Origin of the sequence: Fictibacillus terranigra (assembly GCF_030412265.1) — a bacterium.
Taxonomy (GTDB): domain Bacteria; phylum Bacillota; class Bacilli; order Bacillales; family Fictibacillaceae; genus Fictibacillus_C; species Fictibacillus_C terrinigri.
The window spans coordinates 930182-951919 of sequence record NZ_JAUHLN010000001.1 but is presented as its reverse complement, the minus strand read 5'-3'; the positions used below and the strand labels follow the sequence as shown (position 1 = coordinate 951919).

Genomic DNA, 21738 nt, shown 5'->3' with positions numbered 1-21738 from the left:
TATATTGACCAGACTCGTAAATCGAAAAATTGATGTTAGATTTCTGCGAGAAAGAGAATTAAACGTAATCGGCTGCCCGCTTTAGAAGCAAGGCACGCTCTTGTTCATTCTGTGTAAGCGATGCTGCACGCTTGAACTCAGCGCATGCTTCCTCATTTCTCTCCAGCTTTGCAAGCAAGTCGCCACGAACCGCTGGCAATAAGTGATATTTTTTCAAGGAAGGTTCGTCTTCCAGTGCATCCACGATCTCCAGCCCAGCGGCCGGTCCATAAGCCATGGAAATAGCAACAGCGCGGTTCAATTCCACTATGGGAGATGGTGCCACCTGGGAGAGGGCATCGTATAGTGCGGAAATTTCTTGCCAATCCGTTTCCGATGCCGTTCGTGCCTTGGCGTGACAAGCAGCTATACATGCTTGCAGTGAGTACGGACCATAGGCACCGCCGATTTGCTCAATCCGCTTAAGCGCCGAATAGCCGCGGTGAATCAAAAGATCATCCCAAAGGGCCCGATTCTGATCCTGAAGCAATATTGGCTCTCCCGATGGGCCAATGCGCGCTTTGAAACGTGACGCCTGGATTTCCATGAGAGCAATCAGGCCATGTACTTCCGGTTCCTCAGGGAGAATTTCCGCCAGCATCCGGCCAAGACGAATAGCTTCACTGCACAGCGTTGGACGAATCCAGTTCTCACCACCAGTTGCAGAATATCCTTCATTAAACATGAGATAGATCACATCCAGAACTGATGACATCCGGCGTGAAAGCTCGAGTCCACAGGGAACTTCAAAAGGTACCTTTGAAGCAGAAAGCGTACGCTTAGCTCTGACGATTCGTTGTGCAATGGTTGATTCAGACACAAGAAAAGCTTGCGCAATTTCATCTGTCTTTAAGCCGCATAACAGTTTAAGCGTTAGAGCGACTCGAGCTTCCCTGGAAAGTACTGGATGACAAGTGGTGAAGATGAGACGCAGGAGATCGTCATTGATCTCCTCGTCTATTGAATCATAGTCCGTTTTTCCTTTAAATTCCATTTTGCGGCCGATTTCCTCATATTTTTGATCACGTAATTTGTTTCGACGCAGAAGATTAATCGCCAGACGTTTGGCAACAGTCATGAGCCAGGCTCCCGGTTTTTCCGGTATGCCTGATTCCGGCCATTTTTCAAGTGCAATGGCCAACGTATCTTGCGCTAAATCCTCTGCAATACTGACATCTTGAATAATTCGGGCAACACCGGCTATGATTCTGGCTGATTCGACGGTCCAGATTCCTTCAATGGTACGATGGGTTCTACAGTTTGTCACTATGGTCTTCTTTTTTCTGATTTCTCGCGTAATTCAGCTTCTTTTGCCAACATTTCGGACAGCTCCGGCGCCTCATATACTTGACGCAATTCAATCTGACCTTCCCCATGTCCCATCGGGTCCGGCATCCGCATGGCCCACTCGATGGCTTCTTCCCTCGATTTCACATCAATCAGAATGAACCCGGCAATCAATTCTTTCGTTTCTGTAAATGGGCCATCCGTAACCACCGGCTTTTCCCCTGGTTTAGGATACGAAATGCGAATTCCATTTGAACTTGGATGAAGTCCTTTAGCCGCAACCCGCACGCCTGCCTTAACTAATTCCTCATTGTACTTCCTCATGGCTTCATTGAGCTCTGAGCTCGGGCGATTTCCGCCTTCCGAATTCTTCGAGGCTTTGACAATCAGCATAAATAGCATAAAAATTCCCTCCTTCTTTTTAGAGGCAAATCCCCTAATTGGCCTCTTTATAAATACAACGAACGGGAAACACCAAAATTGACACAATGAATAAAAAATCTTAAAAATTCTTTTCAAAATTGTCTATATAGAAATAGGGCAAGACAGTTTTATTTGATACCTAATAGATTAGCTTTTATTTGGCACGAAAACGGCAGGCGGTTAATTTAGACATAAAAAAGCCTTGGTATATTCCTTATATACCAAGGCTTTTCACAGTTTATCCGATTGAACCTTCCATCTCGAACTTGATCAGACGGTTCATTTCAACCGCATATTCCATCGGAAGTTCTTTCGTGAATGGCTCGATGAAGCCCATTACGATCATTTCTGTAGCTTCCTGCTCAGAAATACCGCGGCTCATGAGGTAGAACAATTGATCCTCTGATACTTTTGAAACTGTCGCTTCATGCTCAAGAGTGATGTTGTTGTTCAAGATTTCGTTGTAAGGAATCGTATCTGAAGTCGATTGGTTATCCATGATGAGTGTATCACACTTGATGTTGGACTTAGAGCCTTCCGAACGGCGTCCAAAGTGTGAAATTCCGCGATACGTTACTTTACCGCCATGCTTGGAGATCGACTTTGAAACGATCGTTGATGAACAATCAGGCGCTAAGTGAAGAACTTTTGCTCCGGCATCCTGATGCTGTCCTTTTCCGGCGATCGCGATGGAAAGGATCGTGCCTTTTGCACCGCGGCCTTTCATAACAACCGCTGGATACTTCATGGTAAGACGTGAACCGATGTTTCCGTCTACCCATTCCATCGTTGCATTTTCTTCTGCAACCGCACGTTTTGTTACAAGGTTATAAATGTTATTCGCCCAGTTCTGAATGGTTGTATAACGGGCATATGCGTTCTTTTTAACGATGATCTCAACCACTGCACTGTGGAGAGAGTTCGTAGAGTATACTGGTGCTGTACATCCCTCTACATAGTGAACGGAGCTGTCTTCATCCGCGATGATCAGGGTACGCTCGAATTGACCCATATTTTCAGAATTAATTCGGAAGTATGCCTGCAACGGAGTATCACACTTCACACCTTTTGGCACATAGATGAAGGATCCACCAGACCAAACCGCAGAGTTTAACGCTGCAAACTTGTTGTCAGACGGTGGAATAACCGTCCCAAAATACTCTTTAAAAATATCTTCGTGCTCTTTTAAAGCGGTATCCGTATCGGTAAAGAGAATCCCGAGATCAGATAAGTCTTCTTTCATGTTGTGATAAACCACTTCGGATTCATACTGAGCAGAAACCCCAGCCAGGTACTTTTGTTCAGCTTCCGGAATTCCTAATTTGTCAAAAGTCGCTTTGATCTCAGGTGGAACTTCATCCCACGACTTTTCAGACTTCTCTGACGGCTTAACATAGTAAGTAATGTCATCAAAGTTTAGGTCCTTCAAATTTCCGCCCCATTGAGGCATCGGCATTTTATAAAATTGCTCCAATGATTTCAAACGGAAGTCCAGCATCCATTGCGGTTCGTTTTTCATCTTGGAGATTTCTTCTACAACTTCTTTCGTCAACCCGCGTTTTGAGCGGAATATAGAAACGTCTTTATCGCGAAAACCATATTTGTATTCGCCAATATCAGGCATTTTCTTAGCCATCGTTTCATCCCTCCTTAAAGGATACAATTCTCTTGCAATGGCAGTATTGTTAACATTGTAACATATAAAACATTTTTAACAAGAAAGCAGGAGGCCTGCCTTCGGCACCGCTCTTATGAATTTCTGCAGAGGGTGATTCTTCTTCAATCAGAGAGGCTCCGATGATCGACGTTTATTCTTCTTCCTGATGCCCTACGCCCTTCTCCATAGCTTTCCAGGCGAGGGTGGCGCATTTGATTCGTGCAGGGAATTTGGAAACTCCTTGCAGTGCTTCGATGTCACCAAGATCAAATGTCTCATCATCATACTCTTTCCCCAGCATCATATTGTAAAACACATGTGCCAGCTTAACCGCGTTTTCCACAGATAAACCTTTTACCGTTTGCGTCATCATGCTCGCAGATGCCAGGCTGATCGAGCAGCCTTCCCCATCAAACTTAGCGTCGGAAATCTTTCCGTCCTCCACTTTCAAGTGAAGCTGGATTCTGTCTCCGCACGTCGGATTGTTCATGTTGATGGTCACTGAGTCATCCGTTAATTCCCCTTTATTGCGCGGGTTTTTGTAATGATCCATAATGACCTGCCGGTAAAGCTGATCTAAATTAGAAGACATGGCCAAAATACTCCTTTGTCGTGACCAATCCTTTTACAAAAGAATCAATCTCGTCTTTGGTGTTATACAAATAGAAACTTGCCCGGGCGGTTGAGGATGCCTTCAGCCACTTCATCAACGGCTGTGCGCAATGATGTCCGGCACGTACAGCGATACCTTCTGCATCAAGTACAGTTGCCACATCATGCGGATGAACACCCTCAATATTAAACGTAACGATGCCAGCCCGGTCTTTCGGTCCATAGATAGTGATCCCATCAATTTCTGACATTCGCTCCATCGCATATTTTGCGAGTTCTTCCTCATGTCTGTGAATGTTATCGAGGCCGATTTGCTGTAGAAAATCAATGGCTGCGCCTAATCCGATCGCTCCAGCTATAATCGGTGTCCCTCCTTCAAACTTCCAAGGAAGCTCTTTCCATGAAGATTCATACAGATCCACGAAATCAATCATTTCTCCGCCGAATTCCACAGGCTCCATTTGGTTAAGCAGGGCCTTCTTGCCGTAGAGGACACCAATTCCCGTAGGTCCGCACATTTTATGAGATGAAAAAGCAAAGAAATCGCAATCCAGATCTTGAACGTCCACGTTTAAGTGCGGTGTGCTTTGCGCCCCATCCACGACCATAACCGCGCCGTTTTTATGGGCGATGGCAGCAATTTCTTTCACTGGATTAATGGTTCCAAGGACGTTGGATACATGCATCACGGATACAATTTTAGTATGTTCCGTAACTGTGTTTTCAACATCCTGAAGATCGATCGAACCATCTTCTTTTAATGGAATATATTTAAGTGTGGCGCCTGTCTTTTTAGCGACTTGCTGCCATGGGATGATGTTGCTGTGATGCTCCATCGGTGTGATGGCAATCTCATCGCCTTCTGACAGGTTAGCCAATCCGTAGCTTGCTGCAACTGTATTGATTGAAGTTGTCGTACCACGAGTAAAAATTACTTCCTGCGTGGATTTAGCATTAATGAAACGGCGGACTTTTTCTCTTGCTCCTTCATAGCCATCCGTCGCTCTTGTACCCAGGGTATGGACTCCGCGGTGAACATTTGAATTGTATTCACGGTAATATTTTTCAATCGCTTCAATGACAGGTACCGGTTTTTGCGAAGTGGCGGCACTATCAAAGTAAACAAGCGGTTTTCCATTGACTTCCTGATGAAGGATCGGAAACAGCTTTCTTACTTCTTGAGCGTTCATTATCTGACTTTCCTTTCTATTACCTCAACCAAACGTTTTTTCACGGATTCAAGCGGCATTTCATTAACAACTGGCCTTAAGAAACCATGAATGATCAACCGTTCAGCCTCAGCTTTTGATATTCCGCGGCTCATCAGGTAGAACAACTGGATTGGATCGATTCTGCCGACAGATGCAGCATGGCCCGCTGTAACATCATCTTCATCGATTAAAAGAATCGGGTTTGCATCTCCGCGAGCTTTTTCGCTCAGCATCAATACCCGTTCCGTCTGCTCGCCGTTGGATTTTGTTGCACCATGTTCGATTTTAGTGATTCCATTAAAGATGGAGCTTGCAGAATCCTTCATTACCCCATGAGTTAGAATGTAGCCCTCAGAGTTTTTCCCATGGTGGAATATTTGTGCAACAAAGTTCTGCTTTTGATCACCTTGACCGATATTTACCGTTTTTGTATCAGCGTATGAACCATCACCAACAAGGTGAGTAGTATTATCAGAAACTGTGTTTCCATCATTTAACTGGCCTAGCGCCCAATCGATTCGTGCGTCTCGCTCTGCACGTCCACGGCGGTTAATATAGGAAGTCATTCCTTTTGCCAGATTATCCACTGCACCGTAAACTACTTTTGCACCGGGGCCTGCAAACACTTCAGATACAATATTGGCAACAGACTCGCGGGTTTCGTTTGTTGACAGGTAGTTCTCAACATAAGTGACTGAGCTGTTGTCTTCCGCAGCGATGATTACATGGTTTACGAGCCCTGTTTGCTCATCATCGTGGAAATAGATCGCCTGAAGCGGAGTTTTCAACTCTACGTTCTTTGGAACATGGATGAATGCTCCATTGGTTACTAGAGCCGCATGTATAGCTGTCAGGCGGTTTTCCTCAACGCTGACCGCTTCCTTCATGAAATACTTTTGCAGAAGGTCTCCATGCTTTTGAGACGCTGTTTTGAAATCAGTAAAGATTACGCCTTGGGAAGACAGCTCTTCTGAAATGGAAGAATGAGCCACTTTTCCGTTGCGGATCACAAGAAGATTTCCCGCTTCTTCTTCACCGATTAAGGCCTTCACTTGTTCAGGAAGCTGTGCACTTTCTTCAGCAGTGCTTTCGTGATTGAAATCCGTAAGATTCCATTTGTCGATTTTCGTTTTATCGGGCTTAGGCATAGGAAGCTGCTGCGCCAATTCCAATGCACGTAAACGCAGTTCTAAAAGCCACTGAGGTTCTTGGCGGCTTTCAGAGAACTTGCTTACATAATCCCTGTCATATTTTAAAGAAGTTTCAACTGACATGTACAAATCCTCCTAACTTGCTTACGCCTCTTGGCCAACAGTTTCGTCTTCGATTCCCAACTCTTCTTTGATCCAGTCATATCCTTCTGCTTCTAAGCGCTGTGCCAATTCTGGACCGCCGGATTTAACAATGCGGCCTTGCATCATTACGTGGACTTTGTCCGGAGTAATGTAGTTAAGCAAACGCTGATAGTGCGTGATGATCAAGCAGCCGAACTCCGGGTTTCTCATTTCGTTGACCCCTTTTGCCACGACTTTTAGAGCATCGATATCAAGACCGGAGTCAATTTCGTCCAAGATCGCGATCTTAGGTTCGATCATCATCAATTGAAGAATTTCATTACGTTTCTTTTCACCGCCGGAGAAGCCTTCATTTAAGTAACGGTGCGCAAAAGAGCTGTCCATTTCAAGAAGCTCCATTTTTTTGTCAAGTTCACGGATGAATTTCATTAGAGAGATTTCTTGGCCTTCCTCACGGCGTGCGTTAATGGCAGAACGCAAAAAGTCTGCATTGGTAATACCGCTCACTTCGCTCGGATATTGCATAGCAAGGAAAAGTCCTGCTTTTGCACGCTCATCTACTTCCATCTCAAAAAGGTCTTCGCCGTTGAACGTTACTTGCCCCTCAGTTACTTCGTACTTGGGGTGTCCCATTAACGCTGAAGATAAGGTTGATTTACCTGTTCCATTTGGCCCCATGACCGCATGGATTTCTCCGCCGTTTATTTCAAGGTTTAAACCTTTGATGATTTCCTTGTCTTCGATAGAAACACGCAGGTTTTCAATCTTTAAATTAGGTGTAGACATAAAATTTACCTCCATCTTATATTTCAGTGAAATATATTGTTAATGTGAACAAGAATGAAAGCTTCTCTCATTCCATTCTCAATTTATTCTCATTCTAATATTATAACAAATTTATTTTATCTTCAACCTGCAGGAACGATTGGATTAAGAAAAGCGCAAGTGATTTGCTGAAGTTCGAAAACACTGGAACTCTTACACAGACGCACGCTCTTTTTGTTGAGGGCCTCCCAGGCTCCTTTTCATCATTTTTCATCCAGTACTTCCTTAAACAGAAAATCAGCATCCATCATTGAATGCTGATCCTCCTACCTATACTATAGAATTTTTCGTTCCATTTCATTAGAGACTTCTAAACTTTTTTGATATTCTTTTTCCCTGGATTGTTCTATGGTGATCCGTTTCTCTAGATTACGTTCATATTCAGCATAACCAATTCCATGATTCTTTTGCAGTGCTTTTTCCATTTCAGCAGTATGATTTACTTTTATCGAGTGAATAATGAATCATCCTTTCGTGTTATTAACACTGAATCAACAAGTATAGCGTAACAAACATCCGTGGCGTGCTTCAAATCCCATTCAACGCCATATTTACATAGATGAAGGGGTTTCCTTATATTGATGCATACTGACTCATACATCCTTATATATCCTCTCAAAAGCGCCCTGATGTAAGGGAATACAAAAAAAGAGCTCCAATATAGGAACTCTTTCGGCTTTATTGCATAGGATTTTTAAGTTCTTGTATGCATTCCTGTACGAGTGTTACCCCCTGGCTCATTGCCGCACCGCCGCCAAAGGCTGCCGCAACACCAACGGCCTCAAGAATTTCATTTTCACTGGCTCCCTGGTCCAAACAGCCTTTGGTGTGATAGATGATGCAATATTCATCCTGGGCATGAATACTGATCCCTAAAGCAATCAGCTGCTTGTTTTTTTCAGAGATTTCACCTTCCTTGAAACAATGTCGAGTAAATTCATTAAAAGAATGAGCCACCTCTGGCATATGATCTGTGTACTTCGCTAAACCTTCTTTGTAACGGATTAAATGGTGCTGTGTTGAGTTATTGCCAGACATTTCATGATGTTCCATATCCTTTTCATCCTCCTGTCCTAAGATAGACAAAGTTTAGTATGAGTTATCGCTTCTCTTCTTATCCTTTCTTTCATGGAACAGCGGAACGTTTTGCTTAAAGAATTCAGATGATGGGAATATAATGGGCTAAAAGAGGCTGAATAAAGGAGTATAAGATGGAAGAGGAAAAAATAAAAAAATCATTGATCACTGGTTCAATCGGATTAGGCAGTCTAGCAGCTGCAGCCGGTGCAGCGGCGTTTTATTCCGCTTTTGTTGAGCCCTATTGGTTTGACCTGAACAAAATAGAGATAAGAATCCAGAGGCTGCCTGATAGCTTTAAAAAATTCCATATCGTTCATATCAGTGATTTTCACTTAGGTTTTCATTTTAAAGCGAAACATATTGCAAAAATGGCCGTTGAAATTCAGAAACTCAACCCCGATCTGGTCGTCTTCACAGGCGATTTAGTCAACTCCCACCGATCGTTGAAATCTGCTGTCAAGAGTTTGCCTTACTTAAAAAAAATCAATGCTCCCTATGGAAAATTCGCCGTGCTTGGCAATCATGATTATCTTGAAAACATCCATACGATTTCAGAGCTATTGGGCAAAAGCGGGTTTGAACTCCTTATCAATGAAAATAGAAGAATTAAAAAGGGAGAAGATGAACTGTACATCGCCGGACTGGATGATTACTTAAGGGGAGAAGCGGATATCGAAAGAGCGCTAGCCGGTATCCCTGAGGGACGCTGTACCTTTCTGCTGGCTCATGAACCTGACTATTTTAAGGTGAGCACCAGGTTCCCTGTTGATCTGCAGCTATCTGGCCATAGCCATGGCGGCCAAATCCGCTTGCCCCTGTTCGGTCCCATCGTCACTTCTAAAATGGGCAGAAAATATCATAGCGGGCTTTATCAAGCAGAAAACAAATTTCTCTACACAAACAGAGGAATGGGGACGACCCACCTCCCCTTCCGTTTCTTCTGCCGTCCCGAAATCACATCGATCACATTAAAATAAGACGGCAGCAGCCGTCTTATTTTTATCTTTACCCTTCCTTTTGAGGGGGAAGGTGGGTAACATACGTCCCTGCGATCAAATCATGAATGCCCCTTTTATCTTTTCGTATACCGACCATAAAGGCACTGACAATCAATGCAATGCCTAGCGTGAGCCCGTAAATAAGGCCCCCGATCAACACCCTCATGACCATCGCCCCAAACCCAAGCTTGCTGCCATCTGCCTTTACAATCCGAATGCCACAGATTCTTTTGCCAATCACATAACCACTCCAGAAGATTGGCAGCAAAAGCGCATAAAGAAAACTCACAACATTCGTAAACCAATCGCCACCCGGATCTTCTGATACAAAGTCTCCAGTAAATAAAAATCCGATGAACGCTAAAATAATACCAATAATGAGTCCATCCAGTATACAGGCTCCTAGCCTGATCCAAAAACCAGCCGGCTGCTGTACTTCCATCATCCATCCCCCACAACGAATTTATAAATCATCTTACAAATATTACTAATGGACAAAAAAAAGAACAGCCCAAAGGCTGTCCTCATTGAAATAATTTATTTGTTTACCGGTACAACGGCACCTTTATATTTCTGATTGATAAAGTCTTTGATCTCTTTAGAATGGAGCACTTCAACGAGCGTTTTTACTGTTTTAGCGTTTTTGTCACCTTTACGTACTGCAATAATATTTACGAATGGTGAATCGGCGCTTTCAATGGCAATGGAATCCTTTCGAGGGTTCAACCCAGCGTCGATCGCATAGTTCGTATTGATCAGGACAGCGTCTCCCTCTCCCTTTTGATACGCTTTTGGAAGAAGGCCCGCCTCTACGTCTGCTTTAAATTTTAAATGCTTAGGGTTTTTTGCAATATCCTTGATTTTGGAATTGTAGCCTTTACTTGCTTTCAGTTTGATCAGGCCTTCGTGTTCAAGAAGGGTTAACATACGTCCATGATCTGCAACAGAGTTACTCATGATGATGGTTGCGCCGTCTGGAAGCTCTTTTAATGATTTGTACTTTTTAGAATAAACGCCAATTGGTTCGAGATGGATACCACCGGCATTTTCAAACTTATAATTTTTGTTTTCCTTCATTTGAGATTTCAAATATGGAACGTGCTGGAAGTAGTTAGCATCAATCTCATTGTTCGCAAGCGCTTTGTTAGGCAGTACATAATCCTGGAACGTTTTGATTTCAAGATCGATTCCTTTTTTCTTCATTAAAGGCTTGGCCGCTTCAAGAATTTCAGCATGAGGGACATTGGATGCTCCCACAACGATTTTATCGTCAGCAAGTTTCTTCTCTTTTCCTCCGTTTGCCCCACAGGCAGCAAGTGCTGCTGTCAGTGCAAGCATAAGGACGATCGCGATAATTTTTTTCATGTTGCTCCTCCTGGTTGTGTAATATAGACCTTAACGTTTATCAATGGTTCGAGTTACATTATCCCCAATCAACTGGATGATAAATACAATGATTAGGATGATCACAGTAGCGACAAATGTTACATCATTTTGCGTACGCTGAAATCCTTCAAGGAATGCCAGATTTCCGAGCCCTCCCGCTCCAACTACTCCAGCCATTGCTGTATAGCCCACAAGCGCGATGGACGTGACCGTAATACCGGAAATCAGTGCGGGAAGACTTTCAGGAATCAAAACTTTAAAAATGATTTGACTGTTGCTGGAGCCCATCGATTTTGCCGCTTCGATGACTCCCTTATCAACCTCCCGAAGTGCAATCTCGACCATCCTGGCGTAAAACGGTGCAGCGCCGATGATCAAAGCAGGAAGTGCCGCATTCGCTCCAAGCATAGAGCCTACTAAGAAAAGGGTTAGCGGAATCAATAAAATGATGAGAATGATAAACGGTATGGATCGAAAGATGTTTACGATTGCTGCAATGACAAAGTTAAAAAACTTGTTCTCCCATAGGTTCCCTTTACCCGTTAAAAATAATGCCAACCCTAAGAAAAGACCGATAATAAAAGTGGCGAGGACAGCGATTGCTGTCATGTATAGCGTTTCTCCGGTAGAGGCCCACATTTGCGCCCAATCCACGTTCGGAAAAAGATTATTCATATGAGATCACCTCCACTTCTACTTTCTGCCCATTCATATAGGTTACCGCTTCATCGACCTCTTGATCGGCACCTTCCAGTTGAATGAACAAGGTTCCATACGGTCCGTTCTGCGTTTGGGATACCTTGCCCTGAAGGATATTCACCTGAACATCAAATTTTCGGATCACATCAGTGATAACAGGCTGCTCCGCATTCCCGCCAACAAAAGTAAGCTGAACAATCTTGCTTTGCGGCTTTTCAGAGGCCAGCTGTTTGATCATATCCGTTGTTTCTTCCGGCTCCGTTATCTGCTTGACAAAATCTTTCGTAATGAACTCTTTCGGATGCCTGAAAACATCGAGAACCGGACCCTGTTCCACAATCCTGCCATCTTCCATAACCGCTACACGATGACAGATTTTTCGGATCACATGCATCTCATGTGTAATAAGAACGATGGTCAAATCCAGTTTTTGATTAATCTCAACCAATAGGTTAAGGATGCTGTCCGTTGTTTTCGGGTCCAAAGCTGAAGTCGCCTCATCACACAGAAGAACTTTAGGATTGTTCGCCAAAGCACGAGCGATCCCCACTCTTTGCTTTTGTCCTCCACTCAATTGGGACGGATACGATTCACCACGCCCTTCGAGTCCGACAAGCTTAATCAGTTCATCGACTCGTTTTTGGCGCTCCTCTTTTGGTACACCTGCAATCTCCAGTGGAAAAGCAATATTTTCCTTTACCGTTCTGGACCAAAGTAAATTGAAGTGCTGAAAGATCATGCTGATTTCCTGACGAGCTTTCCGCAGCTCCCTGTTACTGAGCTGGGAAAGATTTTTTCCGGCTACAGTAACATCTCCGCTCGTTGGTCTTTCCAGCATGTTGAGCATACGGATCAGCGTACTTTTCCCTGCCCCGCTGTATCCAATAATCCCGAAAATTTCTCCTTGTTCTATGGAAAGGTCAACATGGTCAACCGCGTTTACCGCTCCGTCTTTCGTCTGGAAAATCTTTTTAACTGCGTCTAATGTTATCAAGAGACTGTATCCCTCACTTTCTTAAAATAAAGAATGCCCTTCTGCAGGTCATGAGCAGAAGGGCATAATCATTTATATATGCACCGTCACTCATCTCCCAAAGCAGGCTGCTTTGCAGGATTTGGCACCTTTTTAAGCAGGTAATGCTTAACGGTTGCCGGGTTTCACAGGGCCAGTCCCTCCACCACTCGCGATAAGAACGAATTTTGTTAATCGCTATTTAGTTCGCTTTTCTTAACACGTTTCGAATTTTAACATTACCCATTGGGGAGTGTCAATCCATTGTTCATAAATTTTAGATAGAAAGACCCGTTTCTTTTGACTTAGGAATTCTTTTTGCATAAAAAGAGGAGAGATTCCAGTTTCAGCTGTTCTCTGTACGTACCCGAAAAATTCACTTTCTTTTGCTTGATTAAATCGCTAAGCCGATAATGGCCGTCAAGCATCTCTTGAAGTTCACCCCGGCTGCCCGATATCATCAATGTTTTTTTAGAACCGCTGCTTTTACTTGTAAAGGAAAAATATATACATTCTGCTTCAGCCTTCACATGAGGAACTCCCATTCCAATGAGCGGCTGAAGAAAGGCTGTATTTTGAACCCTTTCCTGCCATTGAACCCAATCCATAAACATCCCCCTCTTAAAACATCTATAAGTAAATGTTCTGGAGGAGGCGGATGTCTTCCTTGAATTTTCCTTCGACAGATTACATACGCCCTGTCGATTATTAGCTTGCTTTATTATGTACTTTTAATTTTTTTGGTTTTGCTTTTTTCCAGGCCTTTTTTTCATGGTGCCTGTACGGGGTTGCCTTTTGTGTTTCTCCATTATTGCCCCATTTCTTATCGTGGTTCTCATGTTTCATCTTTTCAGAAGCATCAGGGTGTTTTGGAACAGTTTTCATCTTGGTGTTTCTCCCGGGCCGCGTGTGATCTGCTGACTGTTTATGATGAGGTTTTGGTTTCTGTATAGTCTTTGAGGAATGACGCTTAACCGCTTTTGAACCTTTCCCCTGTTCCTTTTTTCGGACCTTCTGATTTTCCGATCCAGTAACTCGGTTATTTTTTGCCTGTCGGTCTTCCGGTCTGGATACACTCTCCTTAGATGTGGTGCCCTGCAAAGAGCTTGTCTTAATGGTTATCGTTTCAATAGTTCTTGGGTGTCTTATCATTTTTTCTGAGATTTTCTTTTTATGGTTTATTTCTTTTTTCGGAAGCTTGCGATCAGGTTCGATCTTTTCCTTTAGTTCGGTATATGACATGTTCTTCACTTGATGAAGAGATATATTCTTATCTTTTCTTTTCGCATCCAGGTACATCATATATTTACCGGAAGATACCCCGTTCTTTTGGGCGACTTTCCGTTTTTCCGTGTTAATACTTTTTACCATGATAGCCGCTTTCGTATTAAAGACCGCGGCATTTCGTTTTATGGATGAAACCGCTTCATCCAATGAAGATGAAAGTTTATCATTTTCGGCGTCCACAATCGTGGTACCAATCATTACATCCGGGTTTTCTGTTAAATATCCCTTGCTTTCATAGGCATTCAGCAAAGATGAGGCGAACTGGGAGAGGCTTACGTTTTTTTTGTGTTTTAATGATTGGAGAATTTTTTTGCCTTCCGCATTGTAGGCTTTAACTTTTATGACTTGCAAATCATGGTTAACTCCCGTTTCAAGACTCGGATTTACGTCAAAACTCACATAAGCCGCAACAGTATTATCGTTGCGGCCCAGTGGATAGACTCCTGAAAATAAAACATATATAAGCAATGCTCCTATAGTAAGTGAAAGAGAAGGAAAGAGCAATCGTCGTACCCTGCTTTTTGTAAACCTTGAAATACTGTATTCCATACCTACCACCGGATGTTCTCCGCGCGGTACTCTTACGGTAATGAAACAGCCATCTTTCGTTAGTAAAACGGCTTTTCCTTTCTTCACTTCCATTAAAACACCATTTTTCATCCCACATATCCCTCCTGCTAGGCGAAGGATCTGCTTCGTATCATAACCATCATGGGATTTATTGCTTTTTTGCTTGACGAATTAAGACGTACGTTCCCCACGAATAATTACAACCGTTTAACTTCCCCTTATTTAAGGCTGAATATAAGACTTTAACGCTTTAAAGTCCCCTAGATATATTAGCGATACCGCTATTATATATTTTCGATTTCTCTCTATTGTTTTACGACTGCAGGAAACCATACTTAATAAATCTTTTATAGGAAGTTGTTTTTTCTCCAATAAAAATTCAGCCATTTCTTGGTTTTCTACTAACAAACGAGCGATTTCTTTTGCATTTTCCCTTGCATCAACGTGCTTCGGGCAGTGTTTGCTCAACACTTTAAAGTTCAAGCTGAATTCCTTCAGCAGTTTTTGGTATTCTTCGATTTCATAAACGCGGTTTTCTGCCTGGATTTTTTCTTCGTAATGCTCCATGGCAGCTTTCTGTTCTGCATAGCTGTCTTCCAGACGGCCTTCTTCATCCTCTTCATCCGGCTGCAAGTAGATGAGTCGGTTCTGCCTGACTTCTTTTCTTATATAGTCAATCACTCTTCGGCGGATGACCATGTCGGCAAAAGAAAGAAAACGGCTTCCCTGACCTTCTTGATATTGATCAATGGCTTCATTAAACGCGTAGAGACCTACACTAAATTCGTCCATCGTACGATCTATATATTGACTGCATACCTTTGAAGTCACTTTCTTAATGAACGGCTGATAAGCTTCGATCAGCTCGTTTCTTAAGGTATCATTCCCTCTTTGAATTTTTAATACTTTATCTTCAATGTTAATGATTGGTGTATTGTTGCGAATAGCTGGTACAAATGCAGTAGACATAGTTTCACCTCTTAAATCCAGGTTGTTTTGTACTTTTGGACAAAATGAATGATATATTGCCAAAAGTCGACAGGAGCAAACATGTTTCAAGCTCTCCTATACATTTATACCATTGATTCGCAGGTTTGTAGGATACAGTTGTATAACAATGTTACAGGACTCATAACAATTGTAATGTTTTTGTCATGCGCCTGAAAAGGAAAAGTTTTGCAGTCTTTACCTATAAATCGTTTGGAAGCGGTGACTTACTTGCTATCACTGCTGTTTGGAGATGTCGTTTTATTCTGCTGCACCTGAGTCAGTATGTAAAATTTATTACACATTTCTTCTTGATTTTACCACATAATCCATCTATTACATCTTAAAAAACCCCCTTAAAAATAAAAAAAGACACAAATCGTGTCTTTTAAAGGTATTTTTTTACGTTTTGATACAAAAAATCAACTGATTGCATGGCATAAATCTTCTTGACAGCGATTCCCCGATTTAAAAAAAGGAGGCAAGGAACACTTGTGATGCTGTACTTTTCAGCAAGCTCTGGCATTGCATTTAAGTTGCAGGCTCCGATTTTAGGTTCAGCATCTTGTGACTGGCTTATCGCTTCCAATGTAATATCCAGCATCCGCCTTCCCATTTTACATGTGCCGCACAGCGGTGTCTGTATGTATAGAGCAGCCGGCTCCTCTGTTGAACCCTCAATAAAATCACGAATCTCTATGTTTGTTAAATCCTTCATATCCCTCTCCAGTTGCAAATGTTATTAAGCTCTGTTGGTCCCCTGTGTATTTGAATATCCCGGATTCAGTGGATCTTGTCAACTGAACAAATTCAAGAAATCCTCTATACCTTTCAATGGATAAGACATGCCTTGCATCTAAGAAAGAGGATTTCTCGCCGTCATATAGATCCTTATCCTAAACATTCTTTATTTACTGTGAAACGCGCCCCAAGCAATATATTAGCGAGATACATGAGCGGTGTTTTTGCTACTTCACGGTACATTTTATGAATATAAAGATGTTCTGCATTCGGAAGCTCCCTCTGAAGCATTTTTCTTAATTTTGCTCCTGCCTCATCTGCATCAACCAAAATATATACATCTCTGTTCTCAATTTCAATGGCCAGTTCTTCAAGCCGTGACAGCCCCATCGTTCCATTTGTACAGATGATCTCAACGGGTTCATTAAGGATAGAAATCAGCTTATCTTTGTCTGATTTTCCTTCTACAATAATCACTTTATCCAAGTTGTTATTCATCAATCATCTCTCCTATATCTTCTAAAGAACAAGTATTAAAGCGATTGATATTTTCCCTTACTTACTATAATACCCTTTATTTTATTAGAATCCTCTTTGGAATGTTAATAAATCGACTTACCATTTACCCGCCAGGACTGAATATCTTACTACAAGAGAGCAAGTTAGTAAGGAAATTCTTACTATCTTCACTTAAAGCCGTTTAATGATTTTAAAAAGGGGATATTGTTTCTCTAAGTTCAGCAGCGCAAAGCAAAAGGCTGTTGGCAAATACTATCTAGCATTAAGAGGAGGAATTTGAAATGGCTAATAATAATAACCGAGACGGAATGAGCAGAGAAGAAGCAGGACGCATGGGCGGAGAAAAGACATCAAAAACTCATGGTAAAGATTTTTATCAGGAAATCGGCAAAAAAGGCGGTAACGCAACTTCTGAGAACCACGATCAGGAATTTTATCAAGAAATCGGTCAAAAAGGCGGAGAAGCCACGGCTGAAAGCCATGATAAGGACTTCTATCAAGATATAGGGAAAAAGGGCGGGGAAGCCACGGCTGAGAGCCATGATAAAGATTTTTACCAAGAGATCGGTAAAAAGGGCGGAGAAGCTACTTCAGAAAGTCATGATAAAGATTTTTACAGAGAGATCGGTAAAAAAGGCGGTAACAGCCGTAGCGATGATTAATAAATAACCAAACAAGGACAAGCCTATGGGCTTGTCCTTGTTTCCTTGTGCAGATTCAACGCTTAAGACCAGTCATGGCATTAGCGCTTTCGAAATTAACACCAGCCCTCATCGCAGCCCTGAACATAACTATTGGGATATTCTGCTGAACTGTTTTCTTTTTTATAAATTTTGTCAGCATCAAATTCAAAGCCTTCAGCCATTTCATACTGATTTCCCTGGTCAGAAAAGATGACGCGGCCTATTCTTTGGTTATCATGGAACAGAGACAAATACCCCGTATCCATTTTCCCGTACACTTTGGACGTAATGTCAGATTTAGATCCTGAGTTTTTTGAATCCAATGAACTCACTTCCTCCCATTGAAGATGTTACTATTGTCTCCGGAAAGAAGCGGGCTCATTAAACTTTTTGGAAGAAGGATTTAGTCTTCTTTTGTCATTTCTTCATATTGTTCAGCAGTCATGAGGTTTTCAGTCTCAGAAAGATCAGATGCCTCAACAACGATCATCCACGCTTTTTCATACGCAGACTCGTTTACAAGCTCAGGGCTGTCATCAAGATCTTCGTTGATTTCAACAACCTTGCCAGAGATGGGAGCATAGAGCTCAGAAACCGTTTTAACAGATTCAACACTGCCGAAAGGCTCGTCCGCTTTAATTTCATCGCCAACTTCTGGAAGCTCTACAAAAACGATATCGCCCAGTTCATCCTGTGCAAAGTCAGTAATACCAATCCTTACTTTATTTCCATCTTCAACCTTTACCCATTCGTGTTCTTCTGAATAACGCAATTCTTTTGGAAAATTCATTTGTATCCCTCCAGCTTTTCTTGTTATTTATAATAACTATAATATTAAATTTATTATAGTTAAGCAACTAATAACATCACTTACTCCATGTTTGCTTATATGTATCTTCGTTAAATCCGACAGTTACTTTGTTTCCGTCCGTAGTAATCGGCCTTTTTAGCAGCATGCCGTCAGAAGCCAGAAAATCAAGCAGCTCATCTTCGGAAGCGGTTTTTACTTTGTCTTTTAAACCAAGCTCTCTGTACTTCATTCCGCTCGTATTAAAGAACTTTTTGATCTCAAGGCCGCTTTTGTCTACCAGCTCTTTAATTTCCTCTTTTGAAGGAGGATTTTCAACGATATGTACGGATTCAAATTCAACATCATGGGACTCCAGCCACTTTTTAGCCTTTTGGCAAGTTCCACATTTTGGGTATTGATAAAAAGTTAAACTCATGTCATTTTTCTCTCCTTCCCTTCCATAGTATCATAAAATAGTCTAGCCAGGTAAAGGGAAATTAATCACCTTTTTTGGTGCCAGGCACCGGCGTTTGACACATGTGTAATAACGGTGCCTGGCACCGTTGAATATACAAAAAAGTGCTCCGGCGAATAACCGGAGCCAAAGTGAGAGAGTATTTTTAAAGATAAGGCATTATTAGAAATTGATTTAAATGACGTAGCGTTCTTCTTCCAAAACCACAGCTGCAATTTCACGTTTCTTCTTGATGACGTTGATCGGTGTGTGGCGGGTAAGCTTGCGGAGAGCAGACAGCATCATTCGCAGCGTGTCTCCTTCTTCCACTCCAATGATGGATTCCTTCGCATGGGCTTCGATGCGGTTGAAGGATTCCTGACAGAACACTTCAGTCATGAGCAGCTTTTGCGTGTTTCTTTCCAAGCTTGTTCTGTTGATCGCTTTTTCCGTGCGTAGAGCCACAGATTCCATCGCGTACACTTCACTGATCATATCAGCTACATTAGCGAGCAGTTCCTGCTCGTTTTCAAGCTTTGGCCCGAACTTCTGAACAGCGAGTCCAGCTACCATCAGGATGACTTTTTTGGCCATGCTTACGAGGTATTTCTCCTGCTCAAGCGGTTCAGTGCCCACCTCTTGTGGCATCATCATCATCAGCTCATTTTGAAGAGCCGTTGCTTTTTCGATGAGAGGAAGCTCGCCTTTCATTGCTTTACGGACGAGGGTTCCTGGCACGAGCAAGCGGTTGATCTCATTTGTTCCTTCAAAAATACGGTTAATTCGGGCATCACGATACATGCCTTCTACTTCATATTCACTCATAAAGCCGTATCCTCCGTGGATTTGCACGGCTTCATCTGCAACATAATCCAGTACTTCAGATGCGAAGAACTTGTTCAGGGAGCACTCAATCGCGTATTCCGCGATGGCTTTACCGATTTGCAAGCCATCCTTCTGTGCTTCATCACTTAAGCTTCCAAGACGGGATTCAAACAAACCGACCGTGCGGTAAACCGAGCTTTCTGATGCGTATGTTTGAAGTGCCATGTTTGCCAGTTTTTCCTGAATCAGGCTAAAAGAGCTGATTTTGCGTTTAAACTGTGTACGCTCGTTTGCATACTTCGCTGAAACTTCGATTCCGCGCTTCGCCGCACCGACACAGCCGATCGCCAATTTATAGCGTCCGATGTTCAGGATGTTGAACGCGATGACGTGACCTCTTCCTGCTTCACCAAGAAGGTTTTCTTTCGGCACATGAACATCTTCTAAAATAAGTGTTCGTGTAGAAGAAGATTTGATCCCCATTTTCTTTTCTTCAGGGCCTGTGGATACTCCCGGAAAATCTCTTTCTACGATGAATGCAGAGAATTGTTCTCCATCAATTTTTGCATAAACTACAAACACATCGGCAAAAGCGGAATTTGTGATCCATTGCTTTTCTCCGTTCAGCACATAATGAGTGCCTTCAGCGTTCAATCGTGCTGTTGTTTTAGCACCCAGTGCATCGGATCCTGATCCGGGTTCTGTAAGTGCATACGCTGCGATTTTTGCTCCAACTGCCAGATCTGGGAGATACTTTTTCTTCTGTTCTTCGTTACCGAAAAGCACGATCGGCAGAGAACCGATTCCGACGTGGGCGCCATAGCTGATGGAAAAACCGCGTCCGCGTGCAAACTTCTCAGTAATCAATGAAGAAGAGATTTTATCAAGGCCAAGTCCTCCGTATTCTTCAGGAACGTCAGCACCAAGAAGACCAAGTTCCCCTGCTTTTGTCAAAAGCTGTTTAGAAATATCAAACTCATGGTTTTCGAGCTTATCGATTTGCGGGACAACTTCCTTAACCACGTAATCCTCGGTTGTCTTTGCGATCATGAGGTGCTCTTCTGAAAAATCCTCCGGTGTGAAGAGGTCCTCCGCCTGAATATCTTCCACTAAAAAGCTTCCGCCTTTAAAAACCTTTTCCATTGTGTTAGACATGTTTATATCCTCCTGTATTGGATTAGCCTACTAGTTCGAACACGCCAGCAGCGCCCATGCCGCCGCCGATGCACATGGTTACGACACCAAACTGCTCTCCTCTCCGCTTCATCTCATGAAGAAGGGTAAGAGTAAGTTTTGCTCCGGAGCATCCAAGCGGATGGCCTAGAGCGATACCTCCTCCATTGACATTGACTCTGTCTTCCGGAAGGCCAAGCTCGCGAATGACCTGTACAGCCTGTGAGGCGAACGCTTCATTGAGCTCAAACAAGCCGATATCGGATACTTCAAGTCCCGCAAGTTTTAACGCTTTAGGAACAGCAGCAACAGGTCCGATTCCCATGATTTCAGGCGGTACACCTGCCACGGCAAAGCTTCTGAACTTCAGCAGCGGCGTCAATCCCTCTGCTTCTGCTTTTTCACGGTCCATCACAAGAACAGTCGCAGCACCATCACTTGTCTGTGATGCGTTCCCTGCTGTTACCGAGCCGTTGATGGAGAACGCAGGGCGCAGGCGGGAGAGGCCTTCTAACGAGGTATCAGGACGAACACCTTCGTCCGTATCAACCACAAACTCTTTTTCTTTTAGCTTGTTGTCTTCTCCAAGCCAGCGCCTCGTCACGGAGACAGGTACAATTTCGTCCTTGAATCTGCCTTCTTTAATGGCCCGTGCTGCATTTTGATGGCTTCGAACCGCAAAGGCATCCTGGTCCTCCCTCGTAACACCGAACCGCTTTGCCACTTCTTCAGCCGTGAAGCCCATGCCCATGTAATATTGAGGAACCGTTTCAACAAGGTGAGGATTCGGTTTGATGACATGGCCTTCCATCGGCAGCAAGCTCATGGATTCCGCTCCCCCGGCCAGCACAGCTTCAGCATGCCCGAGCATAATCTTCTCGGCGCCATAGGCGATACTTTGAAGCCCCGAAGAACAGAACCGATTAACAGTGATTGCCGGTATGGTATCCGGGAGACCTGCTCTCGCCCCGATTAATCTTGCCATGTTCATTCCCTGCTCTGCCTCTGGAATGGCACACCCCATAATCAGATCATCGATCGGGCCGTCATAACCGCCAGCACGCCGCAGTGTTTCTTTTACAGTGATTGCGGCAAGCTCATCTGAACGCATCTGAGCGAATGACCCTTTTTTTGCTTTTCCTATCGGTGTTCTTGCACCTGCTACGATTACAGCATCTTTCAGCA

At 43.1% G+C, this 21738-nt stretch carries 25 protein-coding genes and 1 riboswitch; of the genes, 2 read left to right on the top strand and 23 right to left on the bottom strand.

Annotation, left to right across the window (positions count from 1 at the left end):
* Positions 1 to 58: 58 nt before the first annotated feature.
* The 9 genes from QYF49_RS04700 to QYF49_RS04665 all read right to left on the bottom strand — a co-directional run bounded on the left by QYF49_RS04700 (position 59) and on the right by QYF49_RS04665 (position 8402).
* Positions 59 to 1306 (bottom strand): RNA polymerase sigma factor, encoded by a 1248-nt coding sequence (locus QYF49_RS04700; RefSeq protein ID WP_290398449.1) that lies wholly within the window; start codon positions 1304 to 1306, stop codon positions 59 to 61.
* Positions 1306 to 1728 carry a YciI family protein gene (locus tag QYF49_RS04695; protein WP_290398448.1) on the bottom strand — a complete coding sequence of 141 codons (423 nt, stop codon included), beginning with the start codon at positions 1726 to 1728 and terminating at the stop codon, positions 1306 to 1308. Before QYF49_RS04695 ends, QYF49_RS04700 begins: the two co-directional genes overlap by 1 nt.
* A 259-nt stretch (positions 1729 to 1987) precedes the next feature.
* Positions 1988 to 3385 carry a Fe-S cluster assembly protein SufB gene (gene sufB / locus QYF49_RS04690; RefSeq protein ID WP_290398447.1) on the bottom strand — a complete coding sequence of 466 codons (1398 nt, stop codon included), beginning with the start codon at positions 3383 to 3385 and terminating at the stop codon, positions 1988 to 1990.
* Positions 3386 to 3557: 172 nt separating this feature from the next.
* Complete coding sequence (gene sufU, locus QYF49_RS04685) at positions 3558 to 3998, bottom strand: Fe-S cluster assembly sulfur transfer protein SufU (protein ID WP_290398446.1); 441 nt, start codon at positions 3996 to 3998, stop codon at positions 3558 to 3560.
* Positions 3988 to 5208: a cysteine desulfurase gene (locus QYF49_RS04680; RefSeq protein ID WP_290398445.1), complete on the bottom strand. Its 1221-nt coding sequence runs from the start codon at positions 5206 to 5208 to the stop codon at positions 3988 to 3990. The genes sufU and QYF49_RS04680 overlap by 11 nt, the downstream gene beginning before the upstream one ends.
* Positions 5208 to 6503 (bottom strand): Fe-S cluster assembly protein SufD, encoded by a 1296-nt coding sequence (sufD, locus tag QYF49_RS04675; RefSeq protein ID WP_290398444.1) that lies wholly within the window; start codon positions 6501 to 6503, stop codon positions 5208 to 5210. Before sufD ends, QYF49_RS04680 begins: the two co-directional genes overlap by 1 nt.
* A gap of 21 nt (positions 6504 to 6524) precedes the next feature.
* On the bottom strand, positions 6525 to 7310 hold the full coding sequence (gene sufC / locus QYF49_RS04670; protein ID WP_290398443.1) for a Fe-S cluster assembly ATPase SufC: 786 nt from the start codon (positions 7308 to 7310) through the stop codon (positions 6525 to 6527).
* 314 nt (positions 7311 to 7624) lie between these two features.
* Positions 7625 to 7774, bottom strand: a complete 150-nt coding sequence (locus QYF49_RS26090; protein ID WP_486599192.1) for a YuzK family famiily protein — start codon at positions 7772 to 7774, stop codon at positions 7625 to 7627.
* Positions 7775 to 8027: 253 nt separating this feature from the next.
* On the bottom strand, positions 8028 to 8402 hold the full coding sequence (locus QYF49_RS04665; protein WP_290398442.1) for a carboxymuconolactone decarboxylase family protein: 375 nt from the start codon (positions 8400 to 8402) through the stop codon (positions 8028 to 8030).
* A gap of 158 nt (positions 8403 to 8560) precedes the next feature.
* Here QYF49_RS04665 and QYF49_RS04660 point away from each other — a divergent pair, with 158 nt between their 5' ends.
* Entirely contained in the window at positions 8561 to 9406 is an 846-nt protein-coding gene (locus QYF49_RS04660) for a metallophosphoesterase (RefSeq protein WP_290398441.1), read from the top strand.
* A 28-nt stretch (positions 9407 to 9434) separates the two neighbouring features.
* On the opposite strand, the gene QYF49_RS04655 is transcribed toward QYF49_RS04660, so the two are convergent.
* The 9 genes from QYF49_RS04655 to QYF49_RS04615 all read right to left on the bottom strand — a co-directional run bounded on the left by QYF49_RS04655 (position 9435) and on the right by QYF49_RS04615 (position 16607).
* Positions 9435 to 9869, bottom strand: coding sequence for an RDD family protein (locus QYF49_RS04655; protein WP_290399048.1), 435 nt, complete (start codon positions 9867 to 9869; stop codon positions 9435 to 9437).
* A gap of 95 nt (positions 9870 to 9964) precedes the next feature.
* A complete protein-coding gene (locus tag QYF49_RS04650) occupies positions 9965 to 10792 on the bottom strand; it encodes a MetQ/NlpA family ABC transporter substrate-binding protein (protein ID WP_290398440.1) in 828 nt (275 codons plus the stop codon).
* A gap of 30 nt (positions 10793 to 10822) precedes the next feature.
* A complete protein-coding gene (locus QYF49_RS04645) occupies positions 10823 to 11488 on the bottom strand; it encodes a methionine ABC transporter permease (RefSeq protein WP_290398439.1) in 666 nt (221 codons plus the stop codon).
* A complete protein-coding gene (locus tag QYF49_RS04640; RefSeq protein ID WP_290398438.1) occupies positions 11481 to 12506 on the bottom strand; it encodes a methionine ABC transporter ATP-binding protein in 1026 nt (341 codons plus the stop codon). Before QYF49_RS04640 ends, QYF49_RS04645 begins: the two co-directional genes overlap by 8 nt.
* Before the next feature lie 87 nt (positions 12507 to 12593).
* A riboswitch (SAM riboswitch) is annotated at positions 12594 to 12706 on the bottom strand.
* 123 nt (positions 12707 to 12829) lie between these two features.
* Positions 12830 to 13132 (bottom strand): hypothetical protein, encoded by a 303-nt coding sequence (locus QYF49_RS04635; RefSeq protein WP_290398437.1) that lies wholly within the window; start codon positions 13130 to 13132, stop codon positions 12830 to 12832.
* A 100-nt stretch (positions 13133 to 13232) separates the two neighbouring features.
* Positions 13233 to 14471: an anti-sigma factor domain-containing protein gene (locus QYF49_RS04630; protein ID WP_290398436.1), complete on the bottom strand. Its 1239-nt coding sequence runs from the start codon at positions 14469 to 14471 to the stop codon at positions 13233 to 13235.
* 132 nt (positions 14472 to 14603) lie between these two features.
* Positions 14604 to 15350 (bottom strand): RNA polymerase sigma-I factor, encoded by a 747-nt coding sequence (sigI, locus tag QYF49_RS04625; protein WP_290398435.1) that lies wholly within the window; start codon positions 15348 to 15350, stop codon positions 14604 to 14606.
* 406 nt (positions 15351 to 15756) lie between these two features.
* Positions 15757 to 16086: a thioredoxin family protein gene (locus QYF49_RS04620; RefSeq protein ID WP_290398434.1), complete on the bottom strand. Its 330-nt coding sequence runs from the start codon at positions 16084 to 16086 to the stop codon at positions 15757 to 15759.
* Positions 16087 to 16259: 173 nt separating this feature from the next.
* Positions 16260 to 16607 carry a toprim domain-containing protein gene (locus QYF49_RS04615; RefSeq protein ID WP_290398433.1) on the bottom strand — a complete coding sequence of 116 codons (348 nt, stop codon included), beginning with the start codon at positions 16605 to 16607 and terminating at the stop codon, positions 16260 to 16262.
* Between the two features lie 302 nt (positions 16608 to 16909).
* Between QYF49_RS04615 and QYF49_RS04610 the strand changes: the two genes are divergently transcribed.
* A complete protein-coding gene (locus tag QYF49_RS04610) occupies positions 16910 to 17290 on the top strand; it encodes a KGG domain-containing protein (protein ID WP_290398432.1) in 381 nt (126 codons plus the stop codon).
* A gap of 95 nt (positions 17291 to 17385) precedes the next feature.
* Here QYF49_RS04610 and QYF49_RS04605 read toward each other — a convergent pair whose 3' ends face one another.
* The 5 genes from QYF49_RS04605 to QYF49_RS04585 all read right to left on the bottom strand — a co-directional run bounded on the left by QYF49_RS04605 (position 17386) and on the right by QYF49_RS04585 (position 21736).
* Entirely contained in the window at positions 17386 to 17634 is a 249-nt protein-coding gene (locus QYF49_RS04605; protein ID WP_290398431.1) for a YusG family protein, read from the bottom strand.
* An 80-nt stretch (positions 17635 to 17714) separates the two neighbouring features.
* A complete protein-coding gene (gcvH, locus tag QYF49_RS04600; protein ID WP_053357260.1) occupies positions 17715 to 18101 on the bottom strand; it encodes a glycine cleavage system protein GcvH in 387 nt (128 codons plus the stop codon).
* A 76-nt stretch (positions 18102 to 18177) separates the two neighbouring features.
* Positions 18178 to 18537: an arsenate reductase family protein gene (locus tag QYF49_RS04595; RefSeq protein WP_290398430.1), complete on the bottom strand. Its 360-nt coding sequence runs from the start codon at positions 18535 to 18537 to the stop codon at positions 18178 to 18180.
* Between the two features lie 213 nt (positions 18538 to 18750).
* A complete protein-coding gene (locus tag QYF49_RS04590) occupies positions 18751 to 20535 on the bottom strand; it encodes an acyl-CoA dehydrogenase family protein (RefSeq protein WP_290398429.1) in 1785 nt (594 codons plus the stop codon).
* Positions 20536 to 20557: 22 nt separating this feature from the next.
* A complete protein-coding gene (locus QYF49_RS04585) occupies positions 20558 to 21736 on the bottom strand; it encodes an acetyl-CoA C-acetyltransferase (protein ID WP_290399047.1) in 1179 nt (392 codons plus the stop codon).
* Positions 21737 to 21738: the final 2 nt, after the last annotated feature.

What these genes read in the sequence shown, in the direction of transcription:
- QYF49_RS04620 (WP_290398434.1), bottom strand. Translation starts at nt 16,086, where the DNA reads ATGAAGGATTTAACAAACATAGAGATTCGTGATTTTATTGAGGGTTCA.
- sufU (WP_290398446.1), bottom strand. Translation starts at nt 3,998, where the DNA reads ATGTCTTCTAATTTAGATCAGCTTTACCGGCAGGTCATTATGGATCAT.
- QYF49_RS04660 (WP_290398441.1), top strand. Translation starts at nt 8,561, where the DNA reads ATGGAAGAGGAAAAAATAAAAAAATCATTGATCACTGGTTCAATCGGA.
- gcvH (WP_053357260.1), bottom strand. Translation starts at nt 18,101, where the DNA reads ATGAATTTTCCAAAAGAATTGCGTTATTCAGAAGAACACGAATGGGTA.
- sufD (WP_290398444.1), bottom strand. Translation starts at nt 6,503, where the DNA reads ATGTCAGTTGAAACTTCTTTAAAATATGACAGGGATTATGTAAGCAAG.
- QYF49_RS04595 (WP_290398430.1), bottom strand. Translation starts at nt 18,537, where the DNA reads ATGAGTTTAACTTTTTATCAATACCCAAAATGTGGAACTTGCCAAAAG.
- QYF49_RS26090 (WP_486599192.1), bottom strand. Translation starts at nt 7,774, where the DNA reads ATGGAAAAAGCACTGCAAAAGAATCATGGAATTGGTTATGCTGAATAT.
- QYF49_RS04590 (WP_290398429.1), bottom strand. Translation starts at nt 20,535, where the DNA reads ATGTCTAACACAATGGAAAAGGTTTTTAAAGGCGGAAGCTTTTTAGTG.
- QYF49_RS04680 (WP_290398445.1), bottom strand. Translation starts at nt 5,208, where the DNA reads ATGAACGCTCAAGAAGTAAGAAAGCTGTTTCCGATCCTTCATCAGGAA.
- sigI (WP_290398435.1), bottom strand. Translation starts at nt 15,350, where the DNA reads ATGTCTACTGCATTTGTACCAGCTATTCGCAACAATACACCAATCATT.
- sufC (WP_290398443.1), bottom strand. Translation starts at nt 7,310, where the DNA reads ATGTCTACACCTAATTTAAAGATTGAAAACCTGCGTGTTTCTATCGAA.
- sufB (WP_290398447.1), bottom strand. Translation starts at nt 3,385, where the DNA reads ATGGCTAAGAAAATGCCTGATATTGGCGAATACAAATATGGTTTTCGC.
- QYF49_RS04655 (WP_290399048.1), bottom strand. Translation starts at nt 9,869, where the DNA reads ATGGAAGTACAGCAGCCGGCTGGTTTTTGGATCAGGCTAGGAGCCTGT.
- QYF49_RS04645 (WP_290398439.1), bottom strand. Translation starts at nt 11,488, where the DNA reads ATGAATAATCTTTTTCCGAACGTGGATTGGGCGCAAATGTGGGCCTCT.
- QYF49_RS04615 (WP_290398433.1), bottom strand. Translation starts at nt 16,607, where the DNA reads ATGAATAACAACTTGGATAAAGTGATTATTGTAGAAGGAAAATCAGAC.
- QYF49_RS04610 (WP_290398432.1), top strand. Translation starts at nt 16,910, where the DNA reads ATGGCTAATAATAATAACCGAGACGGAATGAGCAGAGAAGAAGCAGGA.
- QYF49_RS04695 (WP_290398448.1), bottom strand. Translation starts at nt 1,728, where the DNA reads ATGCTATTTATGCTGATTGTCAAAGCCTCGAAGAATTCGGAAGGCGGA.
- QYF49_RS04630 (WP_290398436.1), bottom strand. Translation starts at nt 14,471, where the DNA reads ATGAAAAATGGTGTTTTAATGGAAGTGAAGAAAGGAAAAGCCGTTTTA.
- QYF49_RS04650 (WP_290398440.1), bottom strand. Translation starts at nt 10,792, where the DNA reads ATGAAAAAAATTATCGCGATCGTCCTTATGCTTGCACTGACAGCAGCA.
- QYF49_RS04635 (WP_290398437.1), bottom strand. Translation starts at nt 13,132, where the DNA reads ATGGATTGGGTTCAATGGCAGGAAAGGGTTCAAAATACAGCCTTTCTT.
- QYF49_RS04665 (WP_290398442.1), bottom strand. Translation starts at nt 8,402, where the DNA reads ATGGAACATCATGAAATGTCTGGCAATAACTCAACACAGCACCATTTA.